The following is a 15,785-nucleotide window of genomic DNA, read 5'->3' on the forward strand; positions in this document are numbered from 1 at the left end:
TTTGTAAATTAACTTACCCTTCCGGCGCAGTGCGGAAGGGGTGGGAACCAAGCGGCGGCGGGGCCAAGGCCCCGTAGAACAGGCCGCCCAGGGGCCGGATGGGAGGGGTGGCGCGCGATGGCGGCGGAAAAGAAGGCGATGCTGGGCCACAAGGTGCGCCGCCTGCGTCGCGACCTGCACCTGACCCAGGCCCAGATGGCGGAGATGCTGGCGATCTCCCCCTCCTATCTGAACCTGATCGAGGGGAATCAGCGGCCGCTGACCGTGGCGTTGCTGCTGAAGATCGGCCAGACCTTCGACGTGGACCTCGCCACCTTCGCCGAGGATGACGAGGTGCGGCTGGTGGCGGGCCTGCGCGAGGTGTTCGCCGACCCGCTGTTCGACCATACCGACATCAAGAATCAGGACATGAAGGAGTTGGCGGCGGTCGCTCCCGGCCTGGGCCAGGCGGTGGTCACCCTTTATCGCGCCTATCTGGAGGCGCGGGAGGACATCCAGGCGCTGGCGGAAAAGGTGGATGACCGCGACCGCCAGCACCCCCAGGCGGCCGGCCAGCAGTTCGCCCAGGATGAGGTGGGAGAGTTCTTCCAGGACCAGAACAACCATTTTCCCGAGCTGGAGCTGGCGGCGGAAACGCTGTGGTTCGATGGTGACCTGGATTCGGCCGACCTCTATGGCTCCCTCGCCCGCTTCGTGCAGAAGGCCCACGGCCTGACGGTCAAGCTGATGCCGGTGGAGGTGATGGGCGAGACGGTGCGCCGCTATGACCGCCATTCCCGGCGGGTGCTGATCTCGGAAATGCTGCCGCCGGCGGGGCGCACCTTTCAGCTGGCGGTGCAGGTGGCCCTGATGCGTCACCGCGACCTGCTGTCGGCCACGGTGGAAAAGGCCACCATGGCCAGCGAGGATTCGCGCCAGCTGGCCCGCATCGTCCTGGCCGGCTACTTCGCCGCCGCCGTCATGATGCCCTATGGCCGCTTCCTGGAGGCGGCGAAGTCCGCCCGCTATGACATCGAGGTGCTGATGCACCGTTTCGTCGCCAGCTTCGAACAGGTCTGCCACCGGCTGACGACCTTGCAGCGACCAGGGGCCAAGGGCGTCCCCTTCTTTTTGGTGCGGGTGGATCCGGCGGGCAACATCTCCAAGCGGTTCAGCGCCGTGCCCGGCTTCCACATGGCGCGCTTCGGCGGCGGCTGTCCGCGCTGGACCGTGCATCAGGCCTTCCGCAACCCGGGCCAAATCCTGACCCAGCTGATGCGCATGCCGGACGGCATCAATTATTTCGCCATCGCCCGCACCCTCAGCAAGGCGGGCGGGTGGAAAAGCGTGCCGCGCCAGTTCGCCCTCAGCCTGGGCTGCGAGGCGACGCAGGCGCACCAGCTGATCTATGCCGACGGCATCGACCTGGCCGGCGCGCAGGCCACACCGGTCGGCACCAACTGCCGCCTGTGCCCGCGCCTGGATTGCACGCAGCGGGCCTTCCCGCCCTTGAACCACCGCCTGGTGGTGGATGAGAACATCCGCGGCCTGTCCAGCTACATCGGCCCACCCACCGGCTGATGGTCATATTAACGGCGGGCATCCATCCCATCCCCTTGCGTCCTTGCCGCCTAACGCCGTAGGCGGCAGGGTGGCGCCGGGCCGTCCTGGGGAGGGCCGTCGTGGGGGAATGCATCATGCGCAGGTTGGCGGTGGGTATGGCCTTGGGCGCCATCGCGGGCGTGTCGATGGCCGCATTCGCCGATCCGGCGCCGGGCCTGAAGCCCATGGCCTTCCTGGCCGGCCACTGCTGGAAGGGTGAATTTCCCGGTGGGCAGCAGCGCACCGACACCCACTGCTTCGCCTGGCTGTACGAGGGCAAGGCCCTGCGCGACACCCACACGGTGCGCACGCCCGGCCAGCCCGATTACGTGGGCGAGACGACCTACTATTGGGACCCGGCGGCCAAGCGGGTGGAATACCTCTACATCGAGAACCAGGGCGGCGTCAGCCATGGCACGGTGACGGCCGAGGGCGGCGCCCTGGTCTTCCCCGCCACCCAGTATGTGGCGGAGGGCCAGGCCATGACCTACCGCGTGCGCTGGACCCCGCAAGGGGACGCCGATGGCGAGCCCCAGTCCTATGAGGCGTGGAGCAAGGCCCAGACCAAGGACGGCTGGTCCACCATGTTCAAGCTGGCGCTGAAGCGGCAGCCCTGACCCACAGCAAACACCAGATCAGTTGCCCTTGGGGCCCTTGGGGGCCTCCAGCGCGCGGTCGGCTGCCGCCAGGGCGCCCTTGCCGGCCATGGTCAGGACGATGACGTAGTTCTGATAGTGGCGCAGCCGTTCGATCAAGCTCTGGCGCTGGGTGGGGTTCATCTGGGCGGGATCGATGCCGAACAGGCGCATGTCCTGCCATTCCGCCAACTGCGCCTTTTCCTGCTCCGTGAACAGGCGGAAGCCAGCATAGGCCTCAGCGTAGCGGCGCACCGCGTCGTAGGGCAGTTCGCCCAGGGCCTGGGTGGCGATGGCGGCGTCCCAGCTGGCGCTGGACATCAGGTCCAGGCGGATGCCGGGGTACTTCAGCTCCGTGCCCGCAGCCCCCTTGCCCTGCTGCCAGGCGGTCAGCAGGGCGATGTCCTCCTCCGCCCGGCTGTTGTGCCCGGCAATCTCGGCCATGACCTCCTGCACCGCCTTGCGATTCTCCGCCAGCTCGGCATGGAAGCTTTCCACCGCCTGCCGCGCCAGCTCATGGCGGTGATAGGCCTCCACCGCCTGTTCCAGGCCCAGCGCGATCAGGATGCCGACGGTGACCACGCCAATATGGATGGCGAAGTCCTTCAGGGATTGGATGGGGCTTTCCGGGGCGTGGATTTCCATGGGCGTGTTTCGCGTCTGGTCAGGATGGAATGGGAAAGGGTCAGTTCAGGATTTTCTGCAGGAACACCAAATCCAACCAGCGGTCGAACTTGCGCCCCACCTGGGGCAGGCGTCCGGTCTCGCTGAAGCCATAGCGCTGGTGCAGGCGGATGCTGGTCAGGTTGCTGGCCTCTATCCCCGCGATCATGACATGCAGGCCCGCGGCCGTCGCCCGCGCCAGCAGGGCGGACAGCAGGGCGGTACCGATTCCCCGGCCCCGCGCCGCCTCATCCACGTACAGCGAATTCTCCACCGTGTGCTGATAGCCGCTGCGGGCGCGGAACTCCCCATATGTCGCGAAACCCAGCACCTCGCCCGGCGGCGCGTCGGGGCCGGGTGTGGCCACCAGCACAGGGTGTCCCTTGGCCTGGCGGTCGGCCAGCCAGGCGGCACGCTCCGTGACCGAGGTGGGCTCCAGGCTCCAGATCGCGGTGGTATGGACGATGGCCTCGTTCAGGATGGCCACGATTCGCGGCAGGTCGGCGGCGTTGGCGTCGCGGATGTGCACGAAGGGGGACTGCGCGGCGGACATGGGCGTCGAACGAACCTCGGGCTCTCGCTTTGGTGGCACCGGTAAAACACATGAACCCGGCCTCTTTGGCAATGGCCGTTGCCGGACCGGGGTCGGGGCGGATACCGTTGCGCCCAAGGGCCGCCGCCGAAACGGGCGGTTCCACAAAGACATGACACAGGCGGAAGGGGCGTGGGGATGAGGGGCTTGATGGGGACGTGCGCCGCAGTGGCGGTGCTGCTGGCGTCCACGGCGATGATGGCGGACGCGCGGGCGGCCGAGGCACCGCATGACACCGTGGTCTATGCCGGGGCGCTGATCGACGGCGTCACCTTCACCCCCCGCCGCCAGGTCACCATCGTGGTGCGCGAGGGCAAGGTGGCGGCGGTGGAGGCCGGTTACGTCGCCCATCCCGGCGCCACGGTCGTCGATCTGAAGGACCAGACGGTGCTGCCGGGTCTGATCGACTGCCACGTCCACATCTCGTCCAAGCTGCCCAGCCAGGCCAACGCGGTGGAGGACATGATGACCCACACCGCCGTGGACGCGGTGCTGGACGGCGCCATCTTCGCCCGCGCCATGCTGCTGCAGGGCTTCACCAGCGCGCGCGACGTGGGCGGCGGGGACGACACGGTATCGCTGCGCAACGCCATCAACGAGGGCAAGGTGCCGGGCCCACGCCTGTGGGTGTCGCTGGAGCCGCTGGGCCCCACCGGCGGCCATGGCGACCCGTCCAACGGTTTCGACTCCCGCCTGCACCATCCCGACTGGCAGAACGGCATCGTTGACACGCCGGACATGGCCCGCCTGCGGGTGCGGGAGCATCACAAGCGCGGCGCCGACGTCATCAAGATCATGCCATCGGGTGGGATCGCCAGCACCGGTGACGACCCCCGCGCCCAGCTGATGACGAATGAGGAGATCAAGGCCGCCATCGACACGGCGCACGCGCTGGGCATGAAGGTGGCGGCCCACACCTATCCGGCCCAGGCCATCATCAACACGGTGAACGCCGGCGTCGATTCCATCGAGCACGGCTCCTTCGCGGATGCCGACGCGGTGAAGGCCATGAAGGCCCACGGCACCTACCTGGTGCCGACGCTGACCGTCTATGACGTCTACATGAAGGCGGCGCAGGAACATCCGGAGCTGCTGCCGCCGGGGACGGCGGAAAAGGAACTGGCCAACGACGCCATACCGAAGCGCAACCTGCCGCTGGCCTACAAGGCGGGGGTGAAGATCGCCTACGGCACCGACATCGGCGAGGGCGACCACGCCCGCGAATTCGCCCTGCTGGCCGAGGCGGGCGTGACCCCGGCCGACGCCCTGGCCTTCGCCACCCGCAACGCCGCCGACCTGATCGGCGCCACCGACCGCATCGGCACGGTGCAGCCGGGCCGCTACGCCGACCTGATCGCCGTGGCCGGCGACCCGCTGAGCCATCTGGAGTTGATGGAACAGGTGCGGTTTGTCATGAAGGGGGGCGTGGTTTACAAGGCCGATGGCCACCCGGTCCCGCTGCCCTGACGGCGGGCGGGATCAGACGGCGAAGGGGGGAACGAGCGGTGATGGGACCACGGGAGGGCGACATCGGTCTGGTGGAGCGCTGGCGCACCCGCATCCCCTCCTGGCGCGTCTTCCTGGAGCGGGCGCAGACCGACCGGCGGCTGGCGGTCTATGACCTGCTGCCCCTGGTCTGGACGCCCCGGGCCCGCGACATCGCCGCCGCCATCGTCGCCTTTTTCCAGCCCAAAACGCTGTGGCCCCGCCCCACCAACCAGGCCCGGTCCTGGGCGCGCGACCTGGCCTGGCAGGGCCTGGTGCCCCTGCCGGCCCTGGATGGCGAGGTGGCGGCCGAGATCCGCGCCTATTTCCAGGGCGTGCCGTGCAGCGACCCGTTCCGGCCCCACCTGGGGGCCTTTCCCTGGGACCAGCCGGCCAGCGATGAGACCAACATGGGCTATTACGCGGCGCAGGACATCCTGGCCGCCCCCCATGTGCTGGCGCTGCTGAACGACCCCACCATCCTGGATGTGGCGGAGCTGTACCTGGGCTGCAAGCCGGTGCTGGACAACATCGGCTGCTGGTGGTCCTACGGCGGGCGCCCGGCGGCCAAGGGCACCCAGCGCTATCATCGCGACTGGGACGCGCTGAAGGGCTTCAAGCTGTTCTTCTACCTGACCGACGTGGGGGAGGAGGACGGCCCCCATGTCTACGTGCGGGGCAGCCACCGCGACCCCCGCCTGGCGGTGGGCAAGGCCCTGTCGGACGAGGTGGTGCACCGCGTCTTCGGCGCCGACAAGGTGGCGACCGTGACCGGGGCGGCCGGCACCCGCTTCCTGGCCGACACCTTCGGCTTCCATAAGGGACAGCTGCCCCGTGCCGGCCGTCGCCTGATCCTGACGGCCCAGTACAACGTCCACTCCTCCCCCCACACCCCGCGCCTGCCCTGGCTGCCCCGCGACAGCCATTTCGACCCGGACGTGAACCGGCGGGTGATGAAGCGGCGCTGAGGGCCTCCGCCGCGCGTCGCCCCACAGGATGCGATCAGTCAAAGGAAAACCCCGCCGGACTGAACCTGGCGGGGTTTTCCTGTGAGGTGCCCTCCCGGCGGCATAAGCGCCTGGCTTATGCCGCTGTAGCCCGTGACAGCCATTCTAAGCAGATTTGGAAGACACAAGGCCACGGATGTGGCCGCCCGGCGATTGAGGGGATCTTAAAATTAAGCCCCGTGGCACTTTTTGTATTTCTTGCCGCTGCCGCAGGGGCAGGGGTCGTTGCGGCCGACCTTGTCCGCCGTGCGCGGGCGCGGGCCCATGGCGCCGTCGACATAGTACCAGCGGCCGTCGCGCTTCTCGAAGCGGCTGGTCTCGTGGTGCAGGTAGTCCTTGCCCTCGAAGTTGAAGCGGGCGACGAACTCCACCTTGCCGGTGTCGTCCTCGGGGCCGCCGGCCTCGGTCCAGCGGACCTCCAGGCCCTGCCACTTGCTGTCGCGGGCCCACTGCTCGGTCTCTTCGCGGTTGAAGTCCTCCGCCGTCTCCGGCAGCAGAGTGCTCTGCAGATAATCGACGTTCTGCACGATGAAGGCGGAATAGCGCGAGCGCATCAGCGCCTCGGCCGTGGGCGGCAGGGCGGTGCCCGCGTGATAGGGGCCGCAGCAATCTTCATAGGCGCGGGCGCTGCCGCAATGGCACTGGCTCATCGTCGTGATGTCTCAAGGGCTGAAAGAAGGGGTGTCTGTGCTGCCAGATACCGCAAACCGCCGCCGGACACCAGTGCGCAGGCCGCACCCCCGCTTTCCCGCCCCCGCTTTCCCGCCCCCGCTTTCCCGCCCCCGCTTTCCCGCCACCGCTTTCCCGCCACCGCTTTCCCGCCACCGGCGGCGGGCGACCATCGGCCGGAACCCTGCGCGCATGGGCGGCACGCCAGCCTTGCGGCGCCGGGGCCTTGCGGCGGCGGGGGCGAGCGCTCATTTGCTTGGTGTAACAGGATGTGTGCCCGGGTCGCATGCCGGGGCCGACCACCGCCGATCCCAAGGCCGACCCCATCCTCGCCCGCCGCACGGTCCCCTCAGGGAGTGCACGAACCATGTCCTTGCCTGGCAAAACCGCGCTGACGACGGGTCTATCCACGGCCCCGAAACGCCGCTGGTCCTTCCTGGCGTTGAAAGGCTTGGCGGCGGGTGCTGCGCTTCTGGCCCTGTCGGGCTGCGTGGCCGATGGCTACTACGCCACGCCGGCCTATTCGGGCCCCTACGCCTACTCCACCTACCCCTACTACGACGGCTACGGCTATTACGGCGCCTATCCCTATTACGTCGGCATCGGCGGCTACTACCCGTATTACGGCTGGGGCCGTGGTTATTGGCATGGCCACTACGGTGGCTGGTCGGGCGGCCACTGGGGCGGCCACTGGGGGGGCGGCCACTGGGGCGGTGGTCATTGGGGCGGGCACGGCGGCGGGTTCGTTCATCACTAAACCCGTCCCCGGGCGTGACGCATCGGCATAAGGCATTGGCAGGTTCGCCAGGCGCCCGGTCCAGCGATGGGCCGGGCGTTTCGCTGCGCTCTTCGGGGGCTATTTCCCTGCGTCAGCGTGCCACGGCATCAACCCGATCATGCCCAGCAGCCGCCGTCTTGTTGTCGCATTTGGCTGCCAGATTTCTCTCATGCCGATAGCCCAATGGGACGCGCCCCCAAGGCGCCCTCCCAAGGCGCGGCCTGATAGTCCGGAGAGAAATGATGTCTGATCGATCCCGTTCCATTCTGACCCGGCTGGTCCTGGCCGGGATGGTGCTGGCCGGACTGTCCGGCTGCGTGATTGAGGAACGTCCTTATCACCACCACTATTGGCACCACGACTATTACGACCATTACTAAGCTCATCAGGCGCCGACGTCGGGCGCCGGGTGGGATCGCGAAAGGCCGGAGGCGCCCGGGGGACCGGGGCCCCCGGCTTTTCTTTTGGAAAAAGGGCGCCGCCGCCGCCCATCGTCCGGCGCGGGGCTGATCCGCACAAAGGCCGGATTGGTTGGCGGCCCGGCTGTGGCCATCATTGTTGCACATGCTCAATGTGCGTGGTTGGGGGCGGGCGCACCGCTCAAGGAGCTGAAGGTGGCGGTGGAACAGGTGGCCTCGGGATCGGTGATCGCCGGTGGCGCGTCGATGGGGGCCTCCGCGGTTGCGGGGGCTGTGGATGCGGGCGGGCGCCGGGGTTCCGGGCTGCTGACCCAGCGCGGCGTGGGCTTCGTCGCCATGCTGGCCATGTTGATGTCCTTCGGCTCCATGTCGGTCGATATGTACCTGCCGGCCATGCCGCAGATCGCCCGGGATCTGGGGGTCACCCAGGCCGGCGTCGAATCGTCGCTGACCGCCTTCTTCCTGGCCTTCGGCCTGTGCCAGCTGTTCTGGGGGCCTTTGGGCGACCGCTTCGGCCGCCGCGGGCCCATCCTGGTGGGTATCCTGCTGTATCTGGCGGGCAGCGCCGGCTGCGCCGCCGCGCGGGACATCGCCACCCTCAGCCTGTGCCGCGCCATCCAGGCGGCGGGCGCCGGCGCCGCGCCGGTCCTCGCCCGCGCCATGGTGCGCGACGTGTTCGACCGCGACCGCGCCGCCAGCGTCTTCTCCATGATGATGCTGGTCATGGGCATCGCCCCCATGGCCGCCCCGCTGCTGGGCGGCCAGGTGCTGGCCTATCTGGACTGGCGCGCCATCTTCTGGGTGCAGGCGGGCTTCGGCCTGGTGGCCATGGCCGGCCTGATCAGCCAGCGGGAAACCCTGAACCCGGCCTTGCGGGCGCGCTCCAACGGGCTGGCCCAGCTGCGCAGCTATGGCCAGCTGATGGTCAGCGGCCGTTTCCTGGGCTACGCCCTGACGTCCGCGATGATCTATGGCGGCATGTTCGCCTACATCGCCGGCACGCCCTTCGTGTACATCGACTATTTCCACGTGCCGGCCAACCTGTACGGCCTGCTGTTCGGCCTCAACATCGTCGGCATGATCATCGTCAACATGATCAATAGCCGGCTGGTGCTGCGCTTGGGCACGGATCGCCTGCTGGCCTGGGGCGCCACGTGCATCGCCGTGTTCGGCATCGGGTTGGCCGCGGTTGGGTGGTTTGAGGCCGGCTGGACCGGCGCGGCCGGCCTGTGGGGCATCGTCGCCGGGCTGTTCCTGTTCATGGCCTTCACCGGCCTGATCGGTGCCAACGCCACGGCGGGCGCCTTGGCCTCCTACCCCCACATGGCAGGCACCGCCTCGGCCCTCATGGGCTCGACCCAGTTCGTCACCGGCGCCGTGGTCGGCACCCTGGTGGGCTGGCTGGCCGATGGCACGCCCTGGCCCATGGCCGCCATCATCGGCGGCGTGGGTCTGCTGGGTTTCACCTTCAACCGCCTGCTGATCCGCTGAACGCAACAGTGGCATGCGCCACTATTGTGCGCCCGCGTCAATCCATGTGCGCCGCGTCACTGAGACGCGACCGGGGTTTGCCTTAAACAACGGCACGATTGCACCGGATCGGGTGTGTCGGGCAGGGGCGGGGGGCCAACCCGATCGGCCTGGCGCACGCCGCTTCCCTCTGACACGCGTCCTGTCTGCCCAGCCCCTGCGCCGGTCCCGCGCGCGAGGGGCACGAAACCGTTTTGCCGGATCGAAGGTTTCCACGATGTCCACGTCGCGTACCCTTGCTTCCACCTCCTGGTTCCGCCGCCTCGCCACCCGCCGTCTGGCCGTCGCCTTCCTGCCGCTGATGCTGGCGGCCTGTGCGCTGGACGGGGAAACCCCGGCCGACCCGGCCAAGTCCCTGGTGATGCCGTCCCACTGGGATGCTACCTCCACCCAGGGCGGTGCGAAGGACGGCACCACCCAGACGGTTGCCGTCACCACCGACGCCGCCGCCTGGCCGACAACCGATTGGTGGTCGGGCTTCAACTCGCCGGAACTGACCCAGCTGCTGGCCCAGGCCCGCGCCGACAACCCCGACCTGGGCGCCGCCGCCGCCCGCATCGCCCAGGCCGAGGCCCAGGCGGAAATCTCCGGCGCCTCGCTGTGGCCCAGCGTGCAGCTGGGGCTCAGCAGCACCCGCTCCGGCAGCCGCAACATCAAGGGCTCGGCCGCCGCCGGCCTGAATGGCGCCGTGCCGCTGAACGACTATGCCGGCAATGTGCACCAGGCCTCGCTGTCCGCCAGCTATGAGATCGACTTCTGGGGCAAGAACCGCGCCACCCGCGACAGCGCCCAGTTCAGCCTGGACGCCAGCCGTTTCGACAGCGAGACGGTGGCCCTGTCGCTCAGCAGCAACGTGGCCGCGACCTACTTCCAGATCCTGGCGATCCGTGACCGCCTGGCGGTGGCGCGCGGCAACCTGGAAAACGCCGAGCATGTGCTGTCCCTGATCGACGCTCGCGTGCAGGCTGGCGCCGACAGCCAGCTGGACCTGGTGCAGCAGCGCTCCATCGTCGCCACCCAGCGCGCCGCCGTCCCGGCCCTGGAGCAGCAGGAACGCACCCAGCTGAACGCCCTGGCCATCCTGCTGGGCCGTGCGCCAGAGGGCTTCACGGTGCAGGCCAAGGGCCTGGCCGATGTGCAGCCGCCGGCGCTGGGCACCGGCGTGCCGGCCGAACTGCTGACCCGCCGCCCCGACATCCGTTTCGCCGAGGCGCAGCTGGCGGCCGCCGGCGCCGACATCAAGGTGGCGCGCACCCAGATGCTGCCGTCCGTCACCCTGAACGCCAGTACGGGCGTCGAGGCGGCGACCCTGGCCCACCTGGTGAACGCCCCTACCCTGCTGTTCAGCCTGGGCGGCGAGATCGCGCAGAGCCTGTTCTCCGGTGGCCGCCTGGAGGGCCAGGTGCACCAGGCCGAGGGCCGGCACCGTGAGCTGGCGGAGGATTACCGCAAGGCCGCGCTGTCCGCGCTGTCCGATGTGGAAAGCGCCGTCTACTCCATCGACCGTTATCAGGACCAGTACGGCCTGCAGAAGGACGCCGTGGCCCAGAGCCAGCGGGCCTTCGAGCTGGCCGAGGATCGCTACCGCGGCGGCCTGACCGACCTGCAGACCCTGCTGGACACCCAGCGCACGCTGCTGTCCACCCAGGACACCCTGGCCCAGGTGAAGCTGTCGCGGGTGCAGGCCAGCGTCAGCCTGTTCAAGGCGCTGGGCGGCGGCTGGCAGGACGACGGCAGCAGCTTCCTGTCGCAGGCCAAGGCCGCGCGCTGATCCCGGGCCGCTTGATCTTCCATTTCGCTTAATCTCAGGGAAAACCCGCCCGGGCGCTGGCTCGGGCGGGTTTTCTTATGCGCCTACGCCTGGGTCGCTTTGGTGGCTGCGGCCACGTAGTCCCATAGGCCTTGGTCGAAGGGCAGGCCCTGGCCTTGCGGGTCGCGGTCTAGCGCCTTCTGCCACAGGCCGGCGGTGCGCTGCGCCACCGCCCCGTCGCCCTGGGTGAAGGCGGTGACCAGGCCTTGCCAGCGCCGGGCGGCCTCTTGCGCGCGGGCGTCGCTGGCCGGCACGCCGGCTTGGCGCAGGGCCTGGATGTCGGCGATCAACGCCGTCCAGGCACGGGCACCCTCGGCCGCCGCCGCCTCACTGCCTCGAGGTGTCATCAGGGTGGCGCGTTCCTCGGCCGTATAGTCCTCGGCCAGGACGGTGCGCAGGGTTTCAGGCATCGTGTTCATGTCCAATCTCCGAATCAAGGTGCACAGATCATCGACGGAGATCGGGGTGGTGCCGGGGCGGGACATGTCCGTGCGGGCCAGGGCCTGTTCCACCAGGTCCAGGGAGGCCTGGGCCGCCGCCAGCCGCCCGCGCCAGAGGGCGGCCTGCACCTCCAGCACGCGCCGCAGGGACGGGGTGTCGCCAGCCAGGACCCGGGCGATCTCGGCCAGCGACAGGCCCAGGGACTTCAGCGCCTGGATCATGCCCAGGCGTTGGAACTCCCGCGGGCCGTACAGCCGCCAGCCCTTGTCGGTGCGTGGCGGGTCCAGCAGTCCCCGCGCTTCATAGACCCGCAGCGCCCGGACGGTCAGCCCGGTGCGCTCGGCCGCTTCCGCCGCCGTCAACACCGGTTCCGCCATCCGTTTCCCGGCCATGCCGCCCACTCTTGTAAGCACCGTTCGTCCCCGATCATCGTCGATAAGGGACGGTGCGGGTATGACCCAGGGTCCGGCTCAAGAGGTTTTTTCGTCCGTCCAAAGGCCGGCGACCGCCGGCCCCGCAGTGAGCACCGCAGGGCGGAACGAGGATAAGCCAAAGGCGCGGATGCGCCTGCCGGCGTTTGAGCAAAAACTTAAAGATAATCCACCGTCAGCGGCGCGTGGTCGCTGAAGCGCTGGTCCTTGTAGATGGCGGCCCGCTGGGCGGTGGCGGCGACGCCCGGCGTGGCGATCTGGTAGTCGATGCGCCAGCCCACGTTCTTGGCCCAGGCCTGGCCCCGGTTGGACCACCATGTGTAGCCCTCCTCCCCCGCCTCGGGGTACAGCCGGCGATAGACGTCGACCCAGCCCTGCTCGTCGAACAGTCGGGACAGCCAGGCGCGCTCCTCCGGCAGGAAGCCGGAGTTCTTCAGGTTGCCCTTCCAGTTCTTCAGGTCGATTTCCTTGTGGGCGATGTTCCAGTCGCCGCAGATGATGACCTGGCGGCCGGCCTGGGCCAGGGCGGCCATGTGGGGCAGGAAGCGGTCCATGAAGGCGAACTTGGCGGCCTGCCGGTGCTCCCCGCTGGAACCGGAGGGCAGGTAGACGGAGACGACGGACAGGTCGCCGAACACCGCCTCGACATAGCGGCCCTCGGCGTCGATGTCCTCATGCCCCAGGCCGATGATCACCTGGTCCGGCGCCTTGCGGCTGTAGACGCCGACGCCGCTGTAGCCCTTCTTCTCCGCGTACTGGAAATAGCCGTGATAGGTGGCGCCGGCGGCGTCGCCGGGCGCCAGCATCGGGGGCGTCATGTCCTCAGCCTGGGCCTTCAGCTCCTGCACGCAGACGATGTCGGCGTCCTGGGCCGCCATCCATTCGAAGAAGCCCTTGGTGGTGGCGGAGCGGATGCCGTTCAGGTTGGCGGAGATGATACGCATGCTGGGGCTTTCGTCAGGGACCAGAAGGGAAGGGCGGGCAAAAAGAAGGGGGCCGCCTGGGCCCCCCTCTCGGTAAACAAATCGGACGGGTTCAGCAACAACGGCCGACCTTGCCGCTGTAGCGCGCCTCCTGCCGCTCGCGGAAGAACGCCTCCCGCGACATGACGGGCTGGTCCGGATGGTTGAGGCGCCGGTGCTCGACATAGCTGTCGTAATCCGGCAGCCCCACCATCAGGTTGGCCATGCGGGCCACCAGCCTGGCGAAGGGAAGGGCCTGCGCCGACATCAGTCGTCCCCGGCGGCGACGGCGGCGCCACCCCCGAGGGACACGGCGTCGACCTCGTGCGCCGTGGCGCGCGGATTGGCCAGGGCCTTGCGGATGTTCAGGATGCCGAACACCAGCATGGACACGACCACGGCCATGAACAGGCCGCACAGGGTGGCGTCGACATAGTCGTTGGTGATGACCCGGGCCATGGCCTCCGTCGTCTTGGCCGGGGCCAGCACCTTGCCGTCAGCCAGCGCGGTGGAGAATTTCTTGGCGTGCGCCAGGAAGCCCACGGCCGGGTTGTCATCGAACAGCTTCTGCCAGCCGGCGGTCAGCGTGCAGATGGCCAGCCAGGTGGTGGGCAGGATGGTGATCCAGGCGAACTTCTCCCGCTTCATCTTGAACAGGATGACCGTGCCCAGCATCAGGGCGATGGCCGCCAGCATCTGGTTGGAGATGCCGAACAAGGGCCACAGCGTGTTGATGCCGCCCAGCGGGTCGACCACGCCCTGGTACAGGAAATAGCCCCAGCCGGCGACGGCGATGGCCGTGGCCAGCAGGTTGGCGCCCCAGCTCTGGGTCACGCGCAGGGCGGGCACCGCCGTGCCCAGCAGATCCTGGATCATGAAGCGGGCGACGCGGGTGCCGGCGTCGACCGTGGTCAGGATGAACAGGGCCTCGAACAGGATGGCGAAGTGATACCAGAAGGCGGTCATGGACTGGCCGCCGACCAGGCTGGACAGGATGGTCGACATGCCCACGGCCAGCGTGGGGGCGCCGCCCGCGCGGCTGAGGATGGTCGTCTCGCCCACGTTCTTGGCCACCTGGGCCAATTCGTCGGGCGTGATGGCGAAGCCCCAGTTGCCCACCACCTGGGCCGCCTGGTCCACCGTGGTGCCGATGACGCCGGCCGGGGTGTTCATGGCGAAATAGACGCCGGGGTGCAGCACGCAGGCGGCGATCAGGGCCATGATGGCGACGAAGCTTTCGGCCAGCATGGCGCCATAGCCGATCATGCGGGCCTGGGCTTCCGTCTCCAGCATCTTGGGCGTGGTGCCCGAGGAGATCAGGGCGTGGAAGCCCGAGACCGAGCCGCAGGCGATGGTGATGAACAGGAAGGGGAACAGCTGGCCGGAGAAGACCGGGCCGCTGCCGTCGACGAAGCGGCTGACGGCCGGCATGTGCAGGTCGGGCATGACGATCAGGATGCCCACCGCCAGCGCGATGATGGTGCCGATTTTCAGGAAGGTCGACAGGTAGTCGCGCGGCGCCAGCAGCAGCCACACCGGCAGCACCGAGGCGATGAAGCCGTAGGCGATCAGCATCAGGGCCAGCGTCTCACCCTTGAAGGTGAAGGCGGCGGCCCAGGCGGGATCCTCGGCCACCCACTGGCCGCCCATGATGCCCAGCAGCAGCAGGACCAGGCCGATGGCCGACATCTCGCCCACGCGGCCGGGGCGGATGAAGCGGCCGTAGATGCCCATCAGCACGGCGATGGGCATGGTGGCGAAGACGGTGAAGGTGCCCCAGGGGCTGCCGGCCAGGGCCTTGACCACGATCAGCGCCAGCACGGCCAGCAGGATGATCATGATGAGCAGCACGCCGAACAGGGCGATGACGCCCGGCACCGTGCCCATCTCGGACTTGATCATGTCGCCCAGCGACCGGCCGTCGCGGCGGGTGGAGGCGAACAGGATGATGAAGTCCTGAACGGCGCCGGCGAACACCACGCCGATCAGGATCCACAACGTGCCGGGCAGGTAGCCCATCTGCGCCGCCAGCACGGGGCCCACCAGCGGGCCGGCGCCGGCGATGGCGGCGAAGTGGTGGCCGAACAGCACCCACTTGTCCGTGGGCACGTAATCCAGGCCGTCATTGTGCCGCATGGCCGGCGTCAGGCGCCCGCCGTCCAGCTTCAGGGCGGTGTTGGCGATGTACAGGCTGTAGAAGCGATAGGCGATGGTGTAGGTGCACAAGGCCGCCACAACCACCCATAGCGCGTTGACGGTTTCGCCGCGCGACAGCGCGACGACGCCCAGCGACGCGGCGCCGACAAGCGCCACAATCAGCCAGACGAGCCGTCCGGCGGTTCCATTCATTCCGTTTCCTCCCAAGAAATCCCGCACCCCAGCCCCGGCCGCAGGGGGTACCTCGAATTCTCTTTACCCTCGGCCCGTCCGCCGGGTCTGCGGCGATGGTCCAGGGCTGGCCTTGTCATTGCCGCGCCAGGGCTGATCACGTTGATATTACAGGATCGTTTACCGCTTGGACAGGGGTGGCGCCCACCTCCGCCGAGGGTGATGCCTAGGGTTCGATGTGCGGTGCGGTAAAGGAATTATTCATAGTTTTGCGCGATAACAGGGGTGCAACTTGGTTGCGTTTTCCTCCCTTCTAAAAACTCGACCCCGGCGCCTTCCGGCAGCCGGGGTTTTTTATGGGTGCGCCAGGCATGGCGCGAGGTGCGTAAGCACCGAGAGCCGGGTTGGTAACCGGCTTGTGACTTGGAGGTGGAAGTCCTCTACGGACCCTGGT

15 protein-coding genes are annotated in these 15,785 nt (G+C 68.4%); 8 read left to right on the plus strand and 7 right to left on the minus strand.

The window, feature by feature from the left end:
- Window positions 1-117 precede the first annotated feature (117 nt).
- Entirely contained in the window at window positions 118-1,560 is a 1,443-nt protein-coding gene (locus tag FBZ89_RS27615; RefSeq protein ID WP_145754020.1) for a helix-turn-helix domain-containing protein, read from the plus strand.
- Between the two features lie 116 nt (window positions 1,561-1,676).
- Window positions 1,677-2,198, plus strand: a complete 522-nt coding sequence (locus FBZ89_RS27620; protein ID WP_145754022.1) for a hypothetical protein — start codon at window positions 1,677-1,679, stop codon at window positions 2,196-2,198.
- Between the two features lie 18 nt (window positions 2,199-2,216).
- Here FBZ89_RS27620 and FBZ89_RS31755 read toward each other — a convergent pair whose 3' ends face one another.
- A complete protein-coding gene (locus FBZ89_RS31755) occupies window positions 2,217-2,861 on the minus strand; it encodes a hypothetical protein (RefSeq protein WP_246172751.1) in 645 nt (214 codons plus the stop codon).
- Between the two features lie 40 nt (window positions 2,862-2,901).
- Window positions 2,902-3,432, minus strand: coding sequence for a GNAT family N-acetyltransferase (locus FBZ89_RS27635; protein WP_145754027.1), 531 nt, complete (start codon window positions 3,430-3,432; stop codon window positions 2,902-2,904).
- A 189-nt stretch (window positions 3,433-3,621) separates the two neighbouring features.
- Here FBZ89_RS27635 and FBZ89_RS27640 point away from each other — a divergent pair, with 189 nt between their 5' ends.
- Complete coding sequence (locus tag FBZ89_RS27640; protein ID WP_211115377.1) at window positions 3,622-4,938, plus strand: metal-dependent hydrolase family protein; 1,317 nt, start codon at window positions 3,622-3,624, stop codon at window positions 4,936-4,938.
- 41 nt (window positions 4,939-4,979) lie between these two features.
- The gene (locus FBZ89_RS27645) at window positions 4,980-5,924 is read left to right on the plus strand and encodes a phytanoyl-CoA dioxygenase family protein (RefSeq protein WP_145754031.1); all 945 of its coding nucleotides are present in this window, start codon (window positions 4,980-4,982) and stop codon (window positions 5,922-5,924) included.
- A 209-nt stretch (window positions 5,925-6,133) separates the two neighbouring features.
- On the opposite strand, the gene FBZ89_RS27650 is transcribed toward FBZ89_RS27645, so the two are convergent.
- Window positions 6,134-6,613: a YchJ family protein gene (locus tag FBZ89_RS27650; RefSeq protein ID WP_145754032.1), complete on the minus strand. Its 480-nt coding sequence runs from the start codon at window positions 6,611-6,613 to the stop codon at window positions 6,134-6,136.
- Window positions 6,614-6,999: 386 nt separating this feature from the next.
- On the opposite strand from FBZ89_RS27650, the gene FBZ89_RS27655 reads away from it, so the two are divergent.
- The 4 genes from FBZ89_RS27655 (at window position 7,000) to FBZ89_RS27665 (ending at window position 11,130) form a co-directional block, all read left to right on the plus strand.
- Window positions 7,000-7,389, plus strand: a complete 390-nt coding sequence (locus FBZ89_RS27655) for a hypothetical protein (RefSeq protein ID WP_211115378.1) — start codon at window positions 7,000-7,002, stop codon at window positions 7,387-7,389.
- 263 nt (window positions 7,390-7,652) lie between these two features.
- Entirely contained in the window at window positions 7,653-7,790 is a 138-nt protein-coding gene (locus FBZ89_RS31060) for a hypothetical protein (RefSeq protein WP_157999424.1), read from the plus strand.
- A 234-nt stretch (window positions 7,791-8,024) separates the two neighbouring features.
- Complete coding sequence (locus FBZ89_RS27660) at window positions 8,025-9,320, plus strand: Bcr/CflA family multidrug efflux MFS transporter (RefSeq protein ID WP_281292053.1); 1,296 nt, start codon at window positions 8,025-8,027, stop codon at window positions 9,318-9,320.
- Window positions 9,321-9,576: 256 nt separating this feature from the next.
- Window positions 9,577-11,130 (plus strand): efflux transporter outer membrane subunit, encoded by a 1,554-nt coding sequence (locus tag FBZ89_RS27665; protein ID WP_050898510.1) that lies wholly within the window; start codon window positions 9,577-9,579, stop codon window positions 11,128-11,130.
- A gap of 83 nt (window positions 11,131-11,213) precedes the next feature.
- Here FBZ89_RS27665 and FBZ89_RS31260 read toward each other — a convergent pair whose 3' ends face one another.
- The 4 genes from FBZ89_RS31260 to FBZ89_RS27685 all read right to left on the minus strand — a co-directional run bounded on the left by FBZ89_RS31260 (window position 11,214) and on the right by FBZ89_RS27685 (window position 15,352).
- The gene (locus FBZ89_RS31260) at window positions 11,214-12,002 is read right to left on the minus strand and encodes a MerR family transcriptional regulator (protein WP_211115379.1); all 789 of its coding nucleotides are present in this window, start codon (window positions 12,000-12,002) and stop codon (window positions 11,214-11,216) included.
- A 197-nt stretch (window positions 12,003-12,199) separates the two neighbouring features.
- Window positions 12,200-12,985, minus strand: a complete 786-nt coding sequence (locus FBZ89_RS27675; protein WP_145754036.1) for an exodeoxyribonuclease III — start codon at window positions 12,983-12,985, stop codon at window positions 12,200-12,202.
- Window positions 12,986-13,076: 91 nt separating this feature from the next.
- A complete protein-coding gene (locus tag FBZ89_RS27680) occupies window positions 13,077-13,271 on the minus strand; it encodes a YbdD/YjiX family protein (RefSeq protein ID WP_145754037.1) in 195 nt (64 codons plus the stop codon).
- Window positions 13,271-15,352: a carbon starvation CstA family protein gene (locus FBZ89_RS27685; RefSeq protein ID WP_145754039.1), complete on the minus strand. Its 2,082-nt coding sequence runs from the start codon at window positions 15,350-15,352 to the stop codon at window positions 13,271-13,273. The genes FBZ89_RS27680 and FBZ89_RS27685 overlap by 1 nt, the downstream gene beginning before the upstream one ends.
- Between the last annotated feature and the right edge of the window lie 433 nt (window positions 15,353-15,785).

The sequence above is a fragment of the Nitrospirillum amazonense genome, from assembly GCF_007828045.1.
Classification (GTDB): Bacteria; Pseudomonadota; Alphaproteobacteria; order Azospirillales; family Azospirillaceae; genus Nitrospirillum; species Nitrospirillum amazonense_C.